Annotated in this window: 20 protein-coding genes; 11 read left to right on the forward strand and 9 right to left on the reverse strand. The window is 56.7% G+C overall.

Annotated elements, in window-relative coordinates:
- Nucleotides 1-251: 251 nt before the first annotated feature.
- Nucleotides 252-590: a zinc ribbon domain-containing protein YjdM gene (locus ACF8YQ_RS04735; protein ID WP_011785654.1), complete on the forward strand. Its 339-nt coding sequence runs from the start codon at nucleotides 252-254 to the stop codon at nucleotides 588-590.
- A 45-nt stretch (nucleotides 591-635) separates the two neighbouring features.
- Here the strand turns inward: ACF8YQ_RS04735 and ACF8YQ_RS04740 are convergent, their stop codons facing one another.
- Nucleotides 636-1,355: a tellurite resistance TerB family protein gene (locus ACF8YQ_RS04740; RefSeq protein WP_226597829.1), complete on the reverse strand. Its 720-nt coding sequence runs from the start codon at nucleotides 1,353-1,355 to the stop codon at nucleotides 636-638.
- Nucleotides 1,356-1,591: 236 nt separating this feature from the next.
- Here ACF8YQ_RS04740 and ACF8YQ_RS04745 point away from each other — a divergent pair, with 236 nt between their 5' ends.
- Nucleotides 1,592-3,898 carry a putative bifunctional diguanylate cyclase/phosphodiesterase gene (locus ACF8YQ_RS04745; protein ID WP_396622722.1) on the forward strand — a complete coding sequence of 769 codons (2,307 nt, stop codon included), beginning with the start codon at nucleotides 1,592-1,594 and terminating at the stop codon, nucleotides 3,896-3,898.
- Nucleotides 3,899-3,964: 66 nt separating this feature from the next.
- Nucleotides 3,965-4,468 (forward strand): copper chaperone PCu(A)C, encoded by a 504-nt coding sequence (locus ACF8YQ_RS04750; RefSeq protein ID WP_396622723.1) that lies wholly within the window; start codon nucleotides 3,965-3,967, stop codon nucleotides 4,466-4,468.
- 32 nt (nucleotides 4,469-4,500) lie between these two features.
- On the opposite strand, the gene ACF8YQ_RS04755 is transcribed toward ACF8YQ_RS04750, so the two are convergent.
- Nucleotides 4,501-5,244 (reverse strand): class I SAM-dependent DNA methyltransferase, encoded by a 744-nt coding sequence (locus tag ACF8YQ_RS04755; protein WP_396622724.1) that lies wholly within the window; start codon nucleotides 5,242-5,244, stop codon nucleotides 4,501-4,503.
- Between the two features lie 140 nt (nucleotides 5,245-5,384).
- Nucleotides 5,385-5,663 carry a SelT/SelW/SelH family protein gene (locus tag ACF8YQ_RS04760; protein WP_014420825.1) on the reverse strand — a complete coding sequence of 93 codons (279 nt, stop codon included), beginning with the start codon at nucleotides 5,661-5,663 and terminating at the stop codon, nucleotides 5,385-5,387.
- Between the two features lie 82 nt (nucleotides 5,664-5,745).
- On the opposite strand from ACF8YQ_RS04760, the gene ACF8YQ_RS04765 reads away from it, so the two are divergent.
- Nucleotides 5,746-6,639: a diacylglycerol/lipid kinase family protein gene (locus tag ACF8YQ_RS04765; protein ID WP_396622725.1), complete on the forward strand. Its 894-nt coding sequence runs from the start codon at nucleotides 5,746-5,748 to the stop codon at nucleotides 6,637-6,639.
- Here the strand turns inward: ACF8YQ_RS04765 and ACF8YQ_RS04770 are convergent.
- Nucleotides 6,636-8,828: an OsmC domain/YcaO domain-containing protein gene (locus ACF8YQ_RS04770; protein ID WP_396622726.1), complete on the reverse strand. Its 2,193-nt coding sequence runs from the start codon at nucleotides 8,826-8,828 to the stop codon at nucleotides 6,636-6,638. The genes ACF8YQ_RS04765 and ACF8YQ_RS04770 overlap by 4 nt on opposite strands.
- A gap of 24 nt (nucleotides 8,829-8,852) precedes the next feature.
- Here ACF8YQ_RS04770 and ACF8YQ_RS04775 point away from each other — a divergent pair, with 24 nt between their 5' ends.
- Nucleotides 8,853-9,086, forward strand: a complete 234-nt coding sequence (locus tag ACF8YQ_RS04775) for a hypothetical protein (protein ID WP_396622727.1) — start codon at nucleotides 8,853-8,855, stop codon at nucleotides 9,084-9,086.
- Nucleotides 9,087-9,089: 3 nt separating this feature from the next.
- Here the strand turns inward: ACF8YQ_RS04775 and ACF8YQ_RS04780 are convergent, their stop codons facing one another.
- On the reverse strand, nucleotides 9,090-9,923 hold the full coding sequence (locus tag ACF8YQ_RS04780) for a zinc-dependent peptidase (RefSeq protein ID WP_396622728.1): 834 nt from the start codon (nucleotides 9,921-9,923) through the stop codon (nucleotides 9,090-9,092).
- A gap of 82 nt (nucleotides 9,924-10,005) precedes the next feature.
- On the opposite strand from ACF8YQ_RS04780, the gene ACF8YQ_RS04785 reads away from it, so the two are divergent.
- On the forward strand, nucleotides 10,006-10,329 hold the full coding sequence (locus ACF8YQ_RS04785; protein WP_396622729.1) for an antibiotic biosynthesis monooxygenase family protein: 324 nt from the start codon (nucleotides 10,006-10,008) through the stop codon (nucleotides 10,327-10,329).
- Here ACF8YQ_RS04785 and ACF8YQ_RS04790 read toward each other — a convergent pair whose 3' ends face one another.
- Nucleotides 10,330-11,301: a ribonuclease Z gene (locus tag ACF8YQ_RS04790; protein WP_396622730.1), complete on the reverse strand. Its 972-nt coding sequence runs from the start codon at nucleotides 11,299-11,301 to the stop codon at nucleotides 10,330-10,332.
- 71 nt (nucleotides 11,302-11,372) lie between these two features.
- Between ACF8YQ_RS04790 and ACF8YQ_RS04795 the strand changes: the two genes are divergently transcribed.
- The 3 genes from ACF8YQ_RS04795 (at nucleotide 11,373) to ACF8YQ_RS04805 (ending at nucleotide 13,409) form a co-directional block, all read left to right on the forward strand.
- The gene (locus ACF8YQ_RS04795) at nucleotides 11,373-12,227 is read left to right on the forward strand and encodes a crotonase/enoyl-CoA hydratase family protein (RefSeq protein ID WP_396622731.1); all 855 of its coding nucleotides are present in this window, start codon (nucleotides 11,373-11,375) and stop codon (nucleotides 12,225-12,227) included.
- Between the two features lie 3 nt (nucleotides 12,228-12,230).
- The gene (locus ACF8YQ_RS04800) at nucleotides 12,231-12,812 is read left to right on the forward strand and encodes a lysostaphin resistance A-like protein (RefSeq protein WP_396622732.1); all 582 of its coding nucleotides are present in this window, start codon (nucleotides 12,231-12,233) and stop codon (nucleotides 12,810-12,812) included.
- 120 nt (nucleotides 12,813-12,932) lie between these two features.
- On the forward strand, nucleotides 12,933-13,409 hold the full coding sequence (locus tag ACF8YQ_RS04805; protein ID WP_222179868.1) for a DUF4442 domain-containing protein: 477 nt from the start codon (nucleotides 12,933-12,935) through the stop codon (nucleotides 13,407-13,409).
- A gap of 16 nt (nucleotides 13,410-13,425) precedes the next feature.
- Here the strand turns inward: ACF8YQ_RS04805 and ACF8YQ_RS04810 are convergent, their stop codons facing one another.
- Nucleotides 13,426-14,475, reverse strand: a complete 1,050-nt coding sequence (locus ACF8YQ_RS04810; protein WP_396622733.1) for an alpha/beta hydrolase — start codon at nucleotides 14,473-14,475, stop codon at nucleotides 13,426-13,428.
- 81 nt (nucleotides 14,476-14,556) lie between these two features.
- On the opposite strand from ACF8YQ_RS04810, the gene ACF8YQ_RS04815 reads away from it, so the two are divergent.
- Nucleotides 14,557-14,742, forward strand: a complete 186-nt coding sequence (locus ACF8YQ_RS04815; protein WP_396622734.1) for a putative signal transducing protein — start codon at nucleotides 14,557-14,559, stop codon at nucleotides 14,740-14,742.
- Between the two features lie 42 nt (nucleotides 14,743-14,784).
- Here ACF8YQ_RS04815 and thpR read toward each other — a convergent pair whose 3' ends face one another.
- A complete protein-coding gene (gene thpR, locus ACF8YQ_RS04820; RefSeq protein ID WP_396622735.1) occupies nucleotides 14,785-15,321 on the reverse strand; it encodes an RNA 2',3'-cyclic phosphodiesterase in 537 nt (178 codons plus the stop codon).
- Between the two features lie 74 nt (nucleotides 15,322-15,395).
- On the opposite strand from thpR, the gene ACF8YQ_RS04825 reads away from it, so the two are divergent.
- A complete protein-coding gene (locus ACF8YQ_RS04825; RefSeq protein WP_396622736.1) occupies nucleotides 15,396-16,391 on the forward strand; it encodes a CobW family GTP-binding protein in 996 nt (331 codons plus the stop codon).
- Between the two features lie 25 nt (nucleotides 16,392-16,416).
- Here ACF8YQ_RS04825 and ACF8YQ_RS04830 read toward each other — a convergent pair whose 3' ends face one another.
- Nucleotides 16,417-17,277, reverse strand: coding sequence for a DUF6160 family protein (locus ACF8YQ_RS04830; protein ID WP_114433568.1), 861 nt, complete (start codon nucleotides 17,275-17,277; stop codon nucleotides 16,417-16,419).
- Between the last annotated feature and the right edge of the window lie 96 nt (nucleotides 17,278-17,373).

A 17,373-nucleotide genomic window follows, 5' to 3' on the forward strand; every position in this document is an offset into this window, starting at 1 on the left:
AGCTTTGTGGAAATACCTGTCGAAAAAAACACTCTGCCAATATTTCATGCCTAACCTCTTGGTGCCGGTCAGAAATTTCTGTGAGGTGTCAGGTTAGTGAGGGGCAGGTCAAGAAAAGGTCAGAGGAATATCAAATTTTTATCAAACAGGCAGATTTAGAAGGGATATACAGAAGATCTCGAGGTGGCGGGAAACTGATGATGTTGAGTGGTGGTATAATCCTGTGCTCATTCAGTTAACAGGAAATGATAATGTCTCAGTTGCCCCCTTGCCCCAAGTGCAGTTCTGAATACACCTACGAAGATGGCGTTCAGCTGGTGTGCCCGGAGTGCGGCCATGAATGGACGGAGGCCGAGCAGGCAGCGGCTGAAGCAGGCAAGGTGGTTCGTGATGCCAATGGCAATGAGCTGCAGGATGGCGATACCGTCACCGTAATCAAGGATCTGAAGGTGAAGGGTTCCAGCTTGGTGGTGAAGGTGGGAACCAAGGTCAAGAACATTCGCCTGGTAGATGGCGATCACGACATTGATTGCAAGATTGATGGTGTGGGGGCCATGAAGCTCAAGTCGGAGTTTGTTAAGAAGGCCTGACTTGGATTCGGCACCGGGGAGTCCGGTGCCGTCTGCTGTGATTGATTAACTGGCAGCCAGCACTTGTTGTTCCAGTTCTTTGGCCAGATTGGGTTCTATCTTCAGGGCACCGGCCAGCTGTTCCAGCCAGGCACGCTCCATCGGGTTCTGTTCGTCAATCATCACGGCGCTGACCACGTAGATTTCCCGGGCGGCCTGGGGCGAATCGGCGTTGCGTGCCAGAGCACTGGCATCCAGTGGCGCATCGAATTGTTGCTGGATCCATGCCTGGAGTTCGTCGTCTGGGCCCAGTCGCTCGATTTCCTGAGTCAGTAGTTGCCTTTCATTGGCATCGATATGGCCATCGGCACGGGCGGCCATAATCATGGCCTGGAGAATTTCCAGCCCACGACGCTCCTGGTCGGCTCCCTGCAACTGCTCAAGGGGTTGGCCCTGTTGCACCGGGGCGGGCTGTGCCTGGCCCTGGTTGTTGCTCTGGTAGTTTTGATAGGCCTTCCATGCCAGTACGCCGACGCCGGCCAGGGCGCCATACTTCAGTGCCTTGCCGCCCATTTTGCGGCCACGCTTGGAGCCCAGCATCAATCCCAGTGCTCCGCCACCCAACAGGCTTTTTACATCAATGCCACTGCCGCCTTTACCTCCGGACAGTTGGCTGCCAAGGTTGCCCATCATCTGGTTTACGTCCATTCCACCCTGGCTGCCCTGGCGGGACTGACCGCCCTGGGCCTGGTTCATGATCTGGTTCAGCACTGACATTACGTTCATTGTCTGGCTCCTTTCCTGGCTGGTTGCCGTTGGCTTTGATGATAATACTAGCCCCAGTAAAACCTATCCGGCATGAACGCCAGATGAACAGATTGTCTGGATAACGACGGCAAAGTTCCTTTTGGCATCATCTTTTTTGGTAAGGTTGTGTCAAAACAGGGTGCGTATTTGCAACGTCATCCTATAATCATGGTTAGCGAAATTAACCCATTCACCGGGACAAATGGACTGACTACTTGGCGGCTCTGAAACGCAATATCTGGACGCTGTATTTTCTGATCGTAATCGTCGGCGTTGCGCTTTTAGGGGTGTCTCTCCAGCAGCGCTGGCAGGAGACCCTGTCTGATGAAACTGCGCATCAATTGTCCAGAGCTGAGCTCATATCCCAATCCGTTCACAGTCTGTTCCGGACTCAGGAGCTGGTGCTTGATGTCGTGGGGCGCGAACTCCTCGACAGTGGCGAACCGCTGGAAGAGCGGAGGGAAACGCCTTTATTGGACAGTATCCTTTCGGTTAACCCGGCCCTCGTTGGTTTTGGTCTGGCTCGCCCGGACGGCACGCTGGTTCGTATCAGCACCAATATGGACACCGGCCGCCTGCCCAATCTCCTGGAGAACCCCAGTACCGCAGAAGGTTTCAGGCAAGCCCTTGAGTCGGATGTGATGGTGGTAGGGCGTACTTATTATGTGGATGCGCTTGGTGCCTGGTTAATCCCGATACGAAAGGCGTTGCGAGCGGACGATGGTTCTGTGGTTGCAGTAATGACCGCCGGACTGCAGATTGGTGCCGAAGGTTTAGTTCTTGGGCAGGATCTGCACGATGGTCCCGAAGACAGTGTCATCCTGTTTCGGGAGGCAGATAAATACGTCCAGTTTATGTCACGAGAGGGCGCAACACCTGAGCGATATTCTGCCTTGCAGATTAACGAGGAGCGTTTGAGTGCACAGCGTCGTGATTTCGAGGAGAGAACTGGAAAGACCATGGCGGATATCATGGCCAGTCCGGAGGCGGTTTCTTTTCATATGACCCGCGACCAGCGAGATTATCTGATAGCCGCCACCTTCGACGCTCGGTATCAGATCTGGACAGTGTCCGAGACGCGTTTTGCCCCTCTTTACCGCGATTTTATGGGAACCCTCGTAACCTACGTGATTGGTTTTGTGCTGGGTGCCTGGTTGCTCTACCTGTTGTTCCGGGTTATTGATCGTGCCGAGGGAGAGCGTCGGGAAGAGTTGCTGTACCGGGCTCGACATGACGATCTCACCGGCCTGTTAAACCGCGCCGGGCTCCTGGATCGATTGGAAGGCAGGCTTTCTCAGGCGAGGCCGTTCAGTCTGGTGGTGATCAACATTGATAACTTCAGTGGCATCAATGACCGCTTTGGGCTGGAGTACGGGGATCACACCCTGGTGGAATTCGGGCGAAGACTTGAGCGGTTGGCGGGACGACACGACGATCTGGCGAGGCTCGGGAGCGATGAATTCGCCATCGTTACCCCCAATACCAACATCCCCTCGTTGACCGATGCCTGCCGGGCACTGGTAGAAGATCTGGCCCAAATCTTCGAAGTGGGCGGGCTTCGTCTGCAGGTGGGGGCGAGTGTCGGGGTGGCCCGGTACCCCGAAGACGGAGACTCCCTCAGCAAGCTGATTCGTAGTGCCCACCTGGCGTTGTATGAGGCCAAACAAAGCCGGAATGCCGTCTGCGTCTACAAGGCAGAAATGGAAACCGCTTATCTCCGGCGGCTGAACGTGGAACAGAGGCTGCGCTATGGCCTGGCCTCTCATGCTCTCTATATGGTGTACCAACCGCAGGTGAACGATGCCGGCGATACCATTGGTCTGGAGGCTTTGGTGCGCTGGCAGGATGAAGAGTTGGGATTCGTTTCGCCGGCAGAATTCGTGGATGTGGCCGAGAAAAGCGGTCTGATGATTCCTCTGGGTAACTTCGTGCTGGACACCAGCCTGAGGGAATTCCGGCACCTGATAGACAAGGTGCAACAGCCGCTGGATCTGGCCATCAACATCTCAGTGATTCAGTTCTGCCAGCCAGGCTTCGTGGATACAGTACTCAACGCCCTGAAAACCCACGATGTCTCGCCGTCCTCTCTGGTTCTGGAGATTACCGAAACGCTGTTCATGGGCAATTTCGATCAGGTGCTGCAAACTATCTGCGACCTGAGAAGCCACGGTATACGCCTGGCCATGGATGATTTCGGCACCGGATATTCTTCCCTCAGCCTGCTGCGTCAGTTACCTCTGGATGAGCTTAAAATCGACAAAAGCTTTGTGGACGGTATTGTTGAAGATGAAAAAGCCGCCAATATGGTGCGCAGCATCGTCGCCATCGCCCGCAGCCACAACATGAGTCTGATCGCTGAGGGTGTAGAAGAGCAGGCTCAGGCCCAGGCCTTGATCAAAATGGGCTGCCTGCGCTTCCAGGGTTACTGTTTCAGCCGGCCGGTGGCCATGGCAGACATTCGCCAGATGCTCAGTGACACGGCGAACACGGACAATACCCCTGCGACCATTCGTCGCTCCTGATGGCTTTGAAGTGGTCGCAGCCGGCCGCTACAGTAGTGATATTTGTCAGAAAACAAGGAACGCCGAATGAAACAACCCCTGATTGCTCTGGCATTGGGCGCAGCCCTGGTCGCCCCGGCCACATTTGCCGCCGATCACGCACACGGTAACGACCACCAGAGCCATCCGATACAGATCAATCACCCCTGGAGCCGGCCAACACCGCCGGGTACCCCCATGGGCGTGGGCTATATGGCGATCACCAACCACAGTGAACAGGCCATCATCCTGGTGGGCGCAGAAACCCCTAGAGCCGGCAACGTTTCGATTCACGAAACTTCCATGCATGAGGGTGTCATGCGTATGCAGCCGGTAGATGGTGGTCTTCTGATACCCGCCGGCAACACCGTGGAGTTAAAACCTCACAGTTATCACCTGATGCTTGAAAGGCTGCCTGAGCCGCTGGTTGAGGGTGAGAGAATTCCGGTAAGACTGGATTTTGATGGCGCGGAAGACCTGAATGTCGAACTGATGGTGCGCCCCCTTGACGGTGCCCCGGCGATGAACGACCACGCCGGCATGAAGCACTAACCACTATTCTTCTCAGCGAAATCCGGTAACGCTCAACGCTTTACGCAGACAAACAGTGCGTTTCCGGATTCGCCATCCCAGGGCACGATGCGTTCGTAGTCGTGCTCGAAGATGGTCACGTCGAACCAGGGCTGTAACAGGGTGGCCAGCTCCCGGAAGCTCAGTGCCACCATGGGGTGCTCATCCTGCCAGGATTCACTGATGCCATTGGTGGTGCGATCAATGCTAAGCCGGAGCGACTGCCGTTCACCAGCGCCGACATAATGCCAGCCAGACCGAAAGGTAAAGTCACTGCCATCGTGCCGGGCGGAGTGACTGACATACAGATTGTTGTTGATTCGGGTCTTGTCGACGGCATTGAAACAGAACAATCCGTTGGCCGATAACGCCTGGTAGGCGCTCTCGATACAGCCCTGAAGCTTCTCGATACCATCGCTGTAATGAATTGAATACAGGAAGCAGGTAATCAGATCGAATGGATCATCGAACCGGAAGTCACACATATCCCGAACACTGAAGACGGCTTCCGGGCAACGCTGTTGGGCTACATCCAGCATGGGCTGATTAATATCCAGCCCTTCGCACTGGTAACCAAGGTTCAGGAAATGCCGGATGTGCGGCCCGGTACCACAAGCCAGATCCAGATGACGCTTGCCGCCATTGCCGAATAGCTGATGTAACCGCTGTACCCCAAGACTCTGGGCAGGGTAATCGATATCGGCACACATCAGATCGTAGTAGCCCGACAAGTCGGTATATAAGGCATTGATGGACAAGGGAAAGCCTCTGCAGAGTCAACTGGATCACCTCTGGCGAACAGCAGCTGCAGACGGGCCTGGCGCAGCGGGCGGGCGTTTTGAGGGTGGCGTATGGTAGCGAAAAGATGCGGGAGCGGGTAGCCACCCTCGTAGATGTACTACACCGGCTTGTCTGAGTGCCCCAGTGAGTGCTCCGGGGCAATCTGATCCCGCACCAGCTGTTTCAGTTGCTTGATATCCGGGAAGCCCCCTTGCTCCTTACGGGACCAGATTCGGGTATCGTTTACCCAGACTTCAAAGATGCCGCCGGAGCCGGGTTTCAAGGTGAGCTCGTCGACCATGCCGTCGAAGGTGGTCAGCAGTTCCTGCGCCATCCAGGCGGATCTCAGCATCCAGTTACAGCCGGTGCAGTAATGGAGAGTAATGCGCGTTGCCATACGGTAATGCTTCCTGCATGAAGAAATCGATCAGCCATGCTATCAAATGAAGGGGACAGTTTCTTTCTCCAGAGGGAATGGTATGGCGTATTGGCTGGTGGATAGCCCCGGTTCCGGTGATGGTGGCCGCAATGCGGATTTCTGGTTGCCCTATCTGCGCGAGCAGGGCATCGAGAACGTAACCGAGTGCAGGCTGGATGAGGCTGAACAGTGGCTGCGCCTGGTGACTGGCAACGACGTACTGTTGGCCGCGGGTGGGGATGGCACTGTGAACGGTGTGGCCGGTCTTTGCCTGCGCACCGGCGCGACTCTCGCGGTTCTTCCCTCGGGAACCGCTAATGATTTTGCTCGCAACCTGGGTATTCCGTCTGAACCGGCAGAGGTGGCCCGTCTGGTGGCGGACGGTAGCACCGAGATGATTGATGTGGCGGAGTTTGATGACCGCATCTATCTCAACGTGGCCCATATTGGCCTGGGCACTTTGCCTTCACGGCAGGCCAGTTCACCCACCAAAAAGCTTTTTGGAAAGTTCAGTTACATTGCCACACTGTTCCGACAACTGGGCGCCCAGCGGGGGTTCCACGCCCATATTCGTACTGATCGCTCTAATCTGGGTGGTCGCTGGCTATCGATTGCGGTTGCCACGGGGGCCTATTTCGGTGGCGGCCATGAAATACCGGAGGCCTCTGCGAACGATGGCTTGCTGGATGTCATTGCCGTTAAACCGCGCCCGTTGCCGCAGCTGTTACTTGCATTTCTGATGGTGCGCCTGAACCGCAAGACGCCGCGCCGAACCAGTACCGTCATCCAGATCAAGGGCAAGTGGTGCCACGTAGAAACCACCCGCGCCAAGACGGTAACGGTGGATGGCGACGTGGCCGGTAAAACGCCCTTTCGGGCAACCTGCCGGCCGGGTGCAATCCGGGTGATTGGCAAGAAGGTGGTGCACACCGGCGAGCGGGCGCCCGCCGATTAGGCTGACCGCCCAGCTTTGCGGGCCCGGGCCGCGTGCAGCTTTTTGTAGCTCTCGATCATCTTCAGGTGCCGGTCCAGGCCGCGCAGGTCCATGCCGGTTTCTTCCAGGCCGTAGAAACGCACCGTGCCGTTGATGGAGCCGACGACGGCATCCATTACCTCGTCACCAAACATCCGGCGGAAGTTGTACAGGTAGTCTTCCAACTCCAGTTCTTCGTTCAACGTGGCTTCCAGGGCTGCGTTCATGGCCTGGTAGAACAGGCCGCGCTCAACGGTGTTGTCGTTGAACTGCAGGAACATGTCCACCAGTTCTTGGGCTTCTTCCAGTTCGCCCAGGGCCAGGTAGATCAGCAGTTTCAGTTCCAGAATGGTGAGCTGGCCCCACACGGTGTTTTCATCGAATTCGATGCCGGTGAGGGTGACGATGGTCATGTATACATCCAGCTCGGCCTCTTCCAGGCGCTGTACCAGATCGGCCAGCTCGTCTTCATTCAAACGGTGCAGATTGAGGATGTCTTCGCGGAATTCCAGGGCCATGTTGGTGTTGTCCCACACCAGGTCTTCCACCGGATACACCTCGGAATAGCCCGGCACCAGGATTCGACAGACCGGAGCGCCGAGGTCTTCGAACACCGCCATGTAGCATTCCTTGCCCATGTCCGCGAGGATGCCGAACAGGGTGTCGGCTTCTTCTTTGTTGCTGCCTGAGAAATCCCATTCCACAAAATCGTAGTCGGATTTGGCGCTGAAGAACCGCCAGGACACCACGCCGCTGGAATCGATAAAGTGTTCAACGTAGTTATTGGGCTCTGTCACCGCCATGGAGTTGAAGGTGGGCGCCGGCAGATCGTTCAGACCTTCAAAGCTGCGACCTTGCAGCAGCTCGGTCAGACTGCGTTCCAGGGCAACGTGGAAGCTGGGGTGAGCACCGAAGGAAGCAAACACACCGCCGGTTTTCGGGTTCATCAGGGTGACGCACATCACCGGAAACTGACCGCCCAGAGAGGCATCCTTCACCAGTACCGGAAAACCCTGTTCCTCCAGGGCCTTGATGCCCTCGACAATCCCCGGGTACTTGGCCAGCACGCTGTCCGGCACATCCGGCAGGGCGATTTCGTTCTCGATGATTTCTTTTTTCACTGCCCGTTCGAAGATCTCGGACAGGCACTGCACCTGCGCTTCCTGCAAGGTATTACCGGCGCTCATGCCATTGCTCAGATACAGGTTTTCGATCAGGTTGGAGGGGAAATATACGGTTTCCCCATCGGAGTGGCGCACGTAGGGAATGCTGCAGATACCCCGCTCCGGGGTGCCGGAGTTGGTGTCATACAGGTGGGTGCCCAGCAATTCGCCATCGGGGTTGTAGATGGCCAGGCAATGGTCGTCCAGAATGCCGTCCGGCAGCTCGCCTTCCGGGCCGGGCTGGAACCATTTCTCGTTCGGGTAATGCACGAACTCGCTGTTGGCGATGTCCTGGCCGAAGTACTGGTCGTTGTAGAAGAAGTTGCAGTTCAGCCGCTCTATAAACTCACCCAGGGCCGAACACAGGGCGGCTTCCTTGGTGGCACCCTTGCCGTTGGTGAAGCACATGTGGGCCGCGGTGTCGCGCACGTGCAGAGACCACACGTGGGGCACGATGTTGCGCCAGGAAGCAATCTCGATCTTCATGCCGAGATCCGAGAGGATGCCGGTCATGTTGGCAATGGTCTGCTCCAGGGGCAGATCCTTGCCCTCGATATAGGTGTTGCCGTCGCCGCCCGGGGCAGCGGTGAGCAGGGCCTGGGCGTCTTCGTCCAGGTTTTCCACCACTTCAATCTGGAAATCCGGGCCGGTTTGCACCACTTTTTTCACCGTGCAACGGTCGATGGAGCGGATGATGCCCTGGCGGTCCTTGTCCGAAATGTCTTCCGGCAGTTCCACCTGAATCTTGAAAATCTGCTTGTAGCGGTTTTCCGGGTCTACAATGTTGTTCTGCGACAGGCGGATGTTATCTGTGGGAATATCCCGGGCGTTGCAGTAAACCTTTACGAAGTAAGCCGCGCACATGGCAGATGAGGCCAGGAAGTAGTCAAACGGGCCGGGCGCCGAGCCATCGCCTTTGTAGCGGACGGGCTGGTCTGAGACGACGGTAAAATCGTCAAACTTGGCCTCAAGCCTCAGGTTGTCGAGATAATTGACTTTGATTTCCATGGGCAGCTTACCGGATTCAGAAATATGAGCAGTTTACGCGGAGTAGACGAGGTAATCCCCGATGCGCGGGATGGTCTCACAAAAACGGAACGGACGATACTTTACGTCCTGAACGAGACCCAGAAGGAGCTGGGCGGCCGCAATGTGCCGACCGTGATGCTCTATGGCCGGGTACTGGAATACGTGAATATCAGCGAGGAAGAGCTGCATCTGTACCTGGATCGTCTCGGCGTCAAGGGAGACGGCCTTGGCGGCTGATCGTCAAGGCTTGTGGGCGCGCATGTGCTCCGGGTCGATCCGGTAAAAACGGCACAGGGCAGCGTAAACGTCAGGTTGTTCACGCTTCAAGTGCTGCGGTTTTTGATAGAAGGCCTCGGTCAGCACCGCGAAAAACTCGGCCGGTTCGGTGGCGCCGTACGGGTCCAGCCAGGGTTTGTGGTGGTGTTCCAGCCGGTGTTGCAGGTGGTCCCAGGCCTCGGTCATGGCTTTCTGCCAGCGCTCCGCCTCATCGCCACTCAGTGGTGGTGCGCCGTCTGCGGTGCCATCCAGGTAGTCCAGTTGATGGGCGAATTCATGGAGAATCACATTGTGCGGGCCATGGGGATTGGCGATGGCTTGTTCACACTGGCTCCAGGCCAGAATCACCCGGCCGTGGGACCAGGCCTCTCCGGCCCGGGTTTCGTCACTGGTGCTGACCACGAGGCCATCGCTCTCGGTGTCCTGTACCCGGTAGATATCGGGATAGACCAGGATGCTTTTAACGTCATCGTATTCGTAAAACCCGCGTTCAAGCAGTAAAAGGCAAGCATGACCGGCAATGGTCACTCGCACCCGGTCATCGATTTCAAAACCGGCACATTCGTAGAATTCCTTCTCCGAGATAAAGAGTTGAACCAGATTCTCCAGCCGGGTTTTGTGGCTGTCGGAGAGCCGATTATAGAGCGGCACGTTTTCCTGAAGGTGGTGCCTCCAGAGTGCAGGGAACGGTTGTTGCAGTTCGCGTCGGCGTCGCCAGTTGCGGTAGAAAAACAAATAGAACAGCGAACCACCAATGAGGGCGATGGCGATAACTGTAAAAACAAGCGGTGCGGACATTGGTGACTTCCCTGTGAATGTCCGGCCAGTCTACCGCAAGCTTCAGCGAACCACGAAGATCCATAGGAGTGAGGAGAATGCGATGAAGTATATTTTTGAGGTCACGGTGAAAGACGGGCACTCTGCCGAGGAGTATGCCGATGCCTGGGTCCGGGCCAGTGAGCTGATTCAGCAGGCGCCCGGTGCCCGTGGTACCGAGCTACATCGAAAGATTGGTGAGCCGAACAAACTGATTGCCATCGCCCGTTGGGACAGCAAGGCCGACCGGGATGCCATGGATGCCCGGAAGGACCCCAGGATTGCTGAGATTATTAAAAGCGCCGCTCCGTTTGTTGAGATCCGGCCTTTGGGTGAATTTGAAGACCCCGAATGGGTGGTAATGCCTCCCGGGCATAAGGCAGATTGATCAGCCTTCGTTGAGTTTGTGCAGCTGGAAGTCTTTTTCGAGCCGGTAAGTGTCGAAATCTCGGGCCAGAAATAGGTGGCCCTTGTAATGCTGCAAAGCCTCGGCGGCGAGCTGATTGATATGCGGCGTACCACCCGGGGCCGATTGGTAGCGGGAGCTGAAGTGGGTGAGTACCAGATTGGGCAGCTTCGCCGCCTGCGCGAACCGGGCCACCTGCTGCGCCGAGCTGTGCTGGGGCCAGGGGCCAACCCGGTCTGCGACATCCTGGGTGTAGGTGGCCTCGTGAATCAATACGTGGGTGCCTTGGCAGGCATCTTTCAGCAGTTCCGGGGTGTCGTTGTCACCGCCGACAATGATTTTTCGCGCAGTTCTGGGAATGTGAGTGTAATCGTCGCTACGCAGCAGGCGCCCGTCATCCAGTAGAACATCTTTGCCTTTCTGCAGGTCGCCCCATTCAGGGCCAGGCTCGATGCCATCAGCAACCAGTTTCTCCTTCTGGAGCTGACGTTCCAGGTTCCGCTCTGTGAATACGTAGGCCCGGCAAGGTACCCGGTGCGAAAGCGCCACGTTGGTAACGCCCAAATGGTCATCCTGCCAGTAAAAATCCGGCGCTTCGGAGTTGATGAAGTTCAACGGATAACTCAGGCTGGAGTCACTGTTTTCGATGACGGCATCGATAAACCGGCGTACCTGTGGCGGCGCAATGATGTCCAAAGGCTCGGTGCGACCCAGCATGGAAGCGCTGGTAAGCAATCCCGGTAGCCCGAAGATGTGGTCACCATGGATGTGGGTGATGAACATGGCGCGCAACTGCATCACCGAATACCGTGTGCGCATCAACTGATGCTGGGTGCCTTCACCGCAGTCCACCAGATACCAGGGTTTGGGCCCCGACAGGCAAAGAGCCAGGCCGGTGACGTTGCGTGACCGGGTTGGTGTTCCGGCCGATGTGCCAAGGAAAGTGAATTCCATCGTGCCTCGTTTCGCGGTAATGTGCACCCTAATAATACGAAACCATGCTCTCAGATGATACGGGATCCATCATGTCTGAACTCGCCAACTACGAAAGTTTCAATATCGAAGTAAAAGACCACATCGCCCACGTTCAGTTCAGTCGCCCCGAGGCGCTCAATACCATGAACAAGGCATTCTGGCTGGAGCTGCCGCGCTGCGTTCAGGATATTGAAGCCAACACCGATGCTCGGGTGATTGTGATCTCCTCCACTGGAAAGCACTTTTCCGCAGGCATGGATCTGGGCGTATTCTCGGATCCGAAATCCGTGCCCATGAGTGGCGACCCTGGCCGAATGGCGGAGAACCTGCGAAGAGTAGTACTGCAGCTGCAGGATACCCTGAGCTCTCTGGAGAAAGTACGTCTGCCGGTGTTGGCGGCCGTGCACGGGGGCTGCATTGGTGGGGCTCTGGACCTGGTGTGTGCGGCGGACAGCCGGTATTGCACAGCCGATGCCTACTTCACCATCAAGGAAACCGAGCTGGGCATGACGGCCGATGTGGGTACGCTGCAGCGGCTGCCTAAATTGATGCCTGAGGGCGTGGTGCGTGAGCTGGCTTACACGGGCCGCAAATTCGGTGCTGAAGAAGCCCATCGCCTGGGTTTCGTGAACTCGGTCTACGAGACTCAGGAAGCGATGCTTGAGGGCGTTATGGCCATTGCCGCCCAGATTGCCGCCAATTCACCGCTGGCGGTGACCGGCTGCAAGGAAATGATCAATTTCAGTCGCGATCACAGCGTAGAAGACAGCCTCCGCTACATGGCCACATGGCAGTCTGGCATGTTCCGCCCCACGGACATGATGAAATCCTTCCAGGCCAAGGCCCAGAAGCAGGCGCCCGCCTACGACGACCTGTTCCCGGTCAAGGGCCTGTTCGAAAACTGAGTTATGGCCCAAGGTCGCGCCACTATATCCACTACCGCCGCCCTGCTGTTTCAGGGCGGTATTGGTTTGGTAGGCTGGCTCGCGATCTGGCTGTTCGATATTCCGTTAATGCTGAATGGCCTGAATCTGCTGGAAATCCTGCTGTACGGAATCCTGGGCGCTGGCACCACCTACCTTGTGCTATTGCTGCTGACTCAGCTCTCCTGGCTGTTCCCTGACGATCTTGGTTCGCAAATGCAGGCCCTTTACCGTTTCGCGGCTAGTTATCGCTGGCCGGTATTGCTGACCTTGTGCGTGCTCGCTGGGGTGGGGGAAGAGCTCTTGTTCCGTGGAGCGGTGCAGGGCTGGCTACTGCAGCATACCGGGCCCTGGACAGCCTTGCTGGCGGCCTCTGTGTTGTTCGGGTTGGTGCACTACGTGTCGTTTACCTATTTTCTGGTAGCGACGTGTCTGGGCCTGATTCTCGGTGGCGCTTACCTGGTATGGGGCAGCTTGCCCATGGTGATGGTCTGGCATGCGGTTTATGACATGCTCGCACTGTACTGCCTGCTGAACTATCCCCAGTGGTTCGGCGTGAAACCTTGATGTTTCCAGTCTAAATAATTCAAACGGTCGTATGAATTTTCGTTGAAAATGCAGTGTGGCTGTAAGAAGATAGCCAGCTACACAGTTTTCAGGCTGATTCTCAACCGTTTGGATGTTCCTATGAATTCAACCATTCGCCGCTGGTTTGCCAGTGCCGGCGCTCTGCGCCGAGTGCTCTCTACTTTCGCCCCTTACCTGGGGGCGGGTATTAAAGTCACTCACATTGCTGATGACTTCAGCTCTGCAACGGTGGAAATGCGTCAGCACTGGTACAACACCAACTACGTGGGCACGCACTTCGGCGGATCTCTCTACAGCATGGTTGACCCAATGTATATGCTGTTGCTGATGCGCCGACTGGGCAACGATTACATCGTGTGGGACAAGTCCGCGAGTATTGATTTTATCCGCCCCGGCAAGGGCGTGGTCAAGGCCCGCTTCGAGCTGACTGATGCGCGTCTTGATGAAATACGCGAAGCCACCGCCGATGGCGACAAGTACCTGCCGGAGTGGTATGTCGACGTTGTGGATGAGGCAGGAACGGTCGTTGCCCGAGTCCATAAGGTGCTGTACGTCAGGCGAAAGCCGGCTGAGTAATGCCGGCACCAGCCCACTATGGTTGTTCCACTTTCTTCAGAAAAGCCGCGATGTCGTCGAATGCCTCGTCTGCCTCAGGGAGAAGTGGCGTGAAGATGTGCCATACATGCACCATGTTCTGCCAGGTGTGAAGCTCCACCGGTGAACCCTGGACTTTTGCTTTGGCGGCGTAACGCGTGGCGTTGTCCAGCAGCATTTCCGTGGTGCTTGCGTGGATAAGCACGGGTGGCAGCTTGTTAAGCTCACCCCGCAGAGGTGATGCAACCGGGTTGGTGGGAGAGATTCTGAATGCGGCAAGTGTTCCCCACCACAGCACGGGCAGCGGGATTTTGGACAAACCACCAAACACCGGGCCCAGTAGTGGGTCCGTGCGAATATTTTCGCGATTGCTCGGCGCCGTAAGCGTGAGATCCGTGGAGGGTGACAGGGCAACGGCGGCATCAGCCTGCCGCAGGCCATTGTCGCGAATCCACGCCAGCAGTGACAGGGTATGGCTGCCGCCCGCTGAGTCTCCGGCAACCACCATGAAGTCGACAGGCGCTTCGCCATCCGGGCCATGATTCAGCAACCATGCATAGGCCTGGCGGCAGTCCCGAATGCCATCCATGAACCGGTGTTCGGGCATAAGCCGGTAGTCAACCGCAAAAACGGCAGCATTGGCAATCCGGGAAAAACGGTCGGTAATCGCCCGGTGACTTCGAGGGCTGCCAGCAGCCCAGGCACCGCCGTGAATATAGAGCACACGTCGGCGGGGATCTGCCCCGGGCGCCAATATCCACTCTCCACGCGGATGATCCTGATGACGGATGTCCGATTCGATATCCACGCCTTCACCCAGGCTATCCAGGTGATTGCGGAGGGCGATCAGCCGGGCTTTGCCTTTCAGGCCACGGGAGGCGCGCCCCATGTCCTTGATGCGTTCTATGACCTCATCATGAGCCGGGTTTGGAGCAACTTCCTTGATAACCCAGTCCTGGCCGTCGTACTCGGAAAGATCCTTTACCCGGAAGATCAGCAGTGTGATCAGGACAACAAGAGTAACGACAGCGAGCAGAAACCAGAGCATGGACAATCCTTGGGGCGCGAGACACAGGGCATGTGGACGACTATAGTCGAAACAGCGTTAAGCATATAGGAGTGCTCCGTTTTGCAAATAGCCTATCGGGCCCGGGATATTACCGAAGCTCACATCATTGCTGGCCTGCTGCGTGCCAATCACATAGAGGCGCACGTAGGCGGACATTATCTGCAGGGCGCGCTGGGCGAGATCGGCGCAGCGGCTTTACCAACGTGCATGTCGCTGACGAAGACTGGGTTCTCGCCAGAGCCTTGATTGAGGACTACGAGGCAAACCGGCTTGAGCAATCCTGAAGCTTCAGGCGTTTAACGGATAGCGTTCCAGCACGGTATAGACAGAGCCGCTCTGGCCTGGAGTACTTTCAAACAGCGCCAAGTCCTGAACCGACCAACTGCCAAACCGGGTGCTCCGATAACGCTCGATCAGTCCGGCCACCGAGCCTGCGCCATCCCGAAAGCGGCTCAGTGTGATGTGAGGTTTGAATGAGGGATTCTGCAGAGTGAAGCCGTCGTTGATGAGCCTTTGCGCAAGGGTGCGTTGCAGTCCCCTCAGTTCTGCCTCGGGGGAGACTCCCGCCCATAGGATTTTCGGGCTCTCCTCCTTGCCGAAGCAACCCAACCCGGCGGCTTCCAGCTTAAAAGGCGTATGGGTCACCTTTCTGGCGTTATCCCGAGCCTGGATTACCTGTTCGGCCTCCACCTCTCCCAGAAACGCCAGGGTTAGGTGAAGCTGGGTTTTGCTTTGCCAGCGGGCACCTTTAATGTCAGTTTTTACCTTTAAGAGGCTGGTCTTGATCGACTCAGGAATTTCCAGCCCGAAGAACAGTCTTGGCATTAACTCCTCCTTAGTCGGGACGTAGCCCGGCCTGGTCAATGTTGTTATAGTATAACGTTTTTGAGGCCAGAATTATGTCCAGCATTCCCCGCCCGATTCCCACCAACCTGATACTCGGGTTCCTTGGCGTTGGCAAAACCACTGCCATTCTGGACCTTCTGCGCCAGAAGCCGGAAGGGGAAACCTGGGCGGTACTGGTGAACGAGTTCGGCGAGGTGGGCATTGATGGTGCCATCCTGGAGACCGAGGGGGCGGTGGTGCGCGAGGTGCCAGGTGGCTGCATGTGCTGCGTCGCGGGGCTGCCCATGCAGATCGGCCTGAATCAGCTGATTGCCAGAGCCAAGCCGGATCGTTTGCTGATTGAGCCCACGGGCCTGGGCCATCCGTCCCAGATTCTCGATACCCTGACTGGAGAGCATTATCAGGATGTCCTGGCGTTGGGGCCGGTGATTACTCTGGTGGATCCACGCAAACTCGAGAACCCGAAAGTGCTTGAGAATGTGCAGTTCCGGGATCAGATCGAAGCTGCCGATATTCTGGTCGCCAACAAATCGGATCTTTGCACGGCACAGCAACTCTCGGCGTTTGAAGACTGGGTTGCCACACTGCCCCTGACGAAGCGTGCCGTTTACACAACAAGCCAGGGGCATTTGGCGCCCGAGTGGCTGGACGGTGAGATGGAGCGTCAGCCGGTATCCAGCCCGGATGCTCATCAACAGCTTGCTGCACTTGATCTTCGCCCCCCGGCACCGTCTCTGGACGAGCAGCCCTGGCAGCGGATGACCAACCGTGGTCAGGGGCATTACAGCCTGGGCTGGCGCATCCACCCGGAAATTCAATTCTCGGAGGCGTCTCTACTGGCAACGGCGATGGACGAACGTCTGGTGCGGTTCAAGGCCGTCGTGCATACCCTGGATGGTTGGCGCGTGATCAATCAGGTGGAAGGTGCGTTGACCGTTCAGCCCTGTGAGCCGGGAGAACAATCGAGGATTGAATTGATCAGTTCAGAGCCTTTGGCAGAGAACGATCTGGATCTGGAAATGAAACGCGCCGCCGGGTTGGCAGAGTGAGGGCCCGGAATAGGCCCTCGGTGCATTACTGGTGACCGTAGATTCTCATGCGGGTGTTCTGCACAGAGAGGTTGTCCAGTGTCAGGGAGCCGATGCTGGTTCCGCCCACCAGAACCTGGCCAATCTTCATGTCTGCGTCAAACTGCTGCAGATCAATCGCCAGGGAATCGTCTGAGCTGCCGAAGCGTTGGTCTTTGTAGACCTCCACTACGATATCCGCGGCGGCATCCAGAATGGTCGGGCCATTGCCGCCAGTTGCTTTGTCAGCAACCTTTTCGAGATAGGTATTCTTGGTGAGCTGCAGGTCACGAATACCGATCGCGAGGAAGTCGACATCGATATCCAGATCGGAAATACCGACCTTTGTGTCCAGGGTCAGCTTGTCGGTCGCGGTATCCACCGTGATGCCGACCTTGTTGAAGATACCCCTCATTGAAAAGTTGCTTGCCAGCAGGGTGGAGTCTGTGTTGCCTTGCAGGCTCCATTCACCGGTTGTCACGCCAAAATCGACCGGGGCCGCGGTGATTGGCAGTACGTTGATGATGGCGTCGCCATCCGGGGCAACGTCGATCTCGATCTTGATATTATCGATCAGGTCGGTGTAATCCTTGAAGGCCAGGCTTCTGCCGACCTCGATGTCTTTGAACATCTCATCCTCATAGCCGGCGCCAGCACCGCCGATGCTGATGTCCTTGATGGCGAGAGAGCCCTCATCGGTATATCTGAATTCACCAATGTTTACTTTGGTTTCGAGCTCGATGGTGACACCGGCCTGGCCGGTGATGCTGCCCATCTGAGCATCGTCGATTGGTTTAAGCTCTGCCTGCGCGGCAAACGGCGCGCCGATGATAGCCAGTGCTAGCAGATTTCTTTTCAGGCTTTTCATTGCATTGTTCCTTTTTTGATTTTGTTTTTACTGCGTATGAGGTCCACGGCCAGCTGCGCTGACCATGGACCCGCCTCCGGCATTGCCGGAAGTTCT

The sequence above is a fragment of the Marinobacter sp. W-8 genome (genome assembly GCF_044342215.1).
GTDB lineage: Bacteria > Pseudomonadota > Gammaproteobacteria > Pseudomonadales > Oleiphilaceae > Marinobacter > Marinobacter nauticus.

Bases quoted from the DNA above. Each gene is read 5' to 3' on its own strand.
- ACF8YQ_RS04735 (WP_011785654.1), top strand. From the start codon at position 252: ATGTCTCAGTTGCCCCCTTGCCCCAAGTGCAGTTCTGAATACACCTAC.
- ACF8YQ_RS04800 (WP_396622732.1), top strand. From the start codon at position 12,231: ATGGCCCAAGGTCGCGCCACTATATCCACTACCGCCGCCCTGCTGTTT.
- ACF8YQ_RS04740 (WP_226597829.1), bottom strand. From the start codon at position 1,355: ATGAACGTAATGTCAGTGCTGAACCAGATCATGAACCAGGCCCAGGGC.
- ACF8YQ_RS04810 (WP_396622733.1), bottom strand. From the start codon at position 14,475: ATGCTCTGGTTTCTGCTCGCTGTCGTTACTCTTGTTGTCCTGATCACA.
- ACF8YQ_RS04785 (WP_396622729.1), top strand. From the start codon at position 10,006: ATGAAGTATATTTTTGAGGTCACGGTGAAAGACGGGCACTCTGCCGAG.
- ACF8YQ_RS04770 (WP_396622726.1), bottom strand. From the start codon at position 8,828: ATGGAAATCAAAGTCAATTATCTCGACAACCTGAGGCTTGAGGCCAAG.
- ACF8YQ_RS04830 (WP_114433568.1), bottom strand. From the start codon at position 17,277: ATGAAAAGCCTGAAAAGAAATCTGCTAGCACTGGCTATCATCGGCGCG.
- ACF8YQ_RS04750 (WP_396622723.1), top strand. From the start codon at position 3,965: ATGAAACAACCCCTGATTGCTCTGGCATTGGGCGCAGCCCTGGTCGCC.
- ACF8YQ_RS04805 (WP_222179868.1), top strand. From the start codon at position 12,933: ATGAATTCAACCATTCGCCGCTGGTTTGCCAGTGCCGGCGCTCTGCGC.
- ACF8YQ_RS04825 (WP_396622736.1), top strand. From the start codon at position 15,396: ATGTCCAGCATTCCCCGCCCGATTCCCACCAACCTGATACTCGGGTTC.
- ACF8YQ_RS04780 (WP_396622728.1), bottom strand. From the start codon at position 9,923: ATGTCCGCACCGCTTGTTTTTACAGTTATCGCCATCGCCCTCATTGGT.
- ACF8YQ_RS04760 (WP_014420825.1), bottom strand. From the start codon at position 5,663: ATGGCAACGCGCATTACTCTCCATTACTGCACCGGCTGTAACTGGATG.
- ACF8YQ_RS04775 (WP_396622727.1), top strand. From the start codon at position 8,853: ATGAGCAGTTTACGCGGAGTAGACGAGGTAATCCCCGATGCGCGGGAT.
- ACF8YQ_RS04795 (WP_396622731.1), top strand. From the start codon at position 11,373: ATGTCTGAACTCGCCAACTACGAAAGTTTCAATATCGAAGTAAAAGAC.
- ACF8YQ_RS04790 (WP_396622730.1), bottom strand. From the start codon at position 11,301: ATGGAATTCACTTTCCTTGGCACATCGGCCGGAACACCAACCCGGTCA.
- ACF8YQ_RS04765 (WP_396622725.1), top strand. From the start codon at position 5,746: ATGGCGTATTGGCTGGTGGATAGCCCCGGTTCCGGTGATGGTGGCCGC.
- thpR (WP_396622735.1), bottom strand. From the start codon at position 15,321: ATGCCAAGACTGTTCTTCGGGCTGGAAATTCCTGAGTCGATCAAGACC.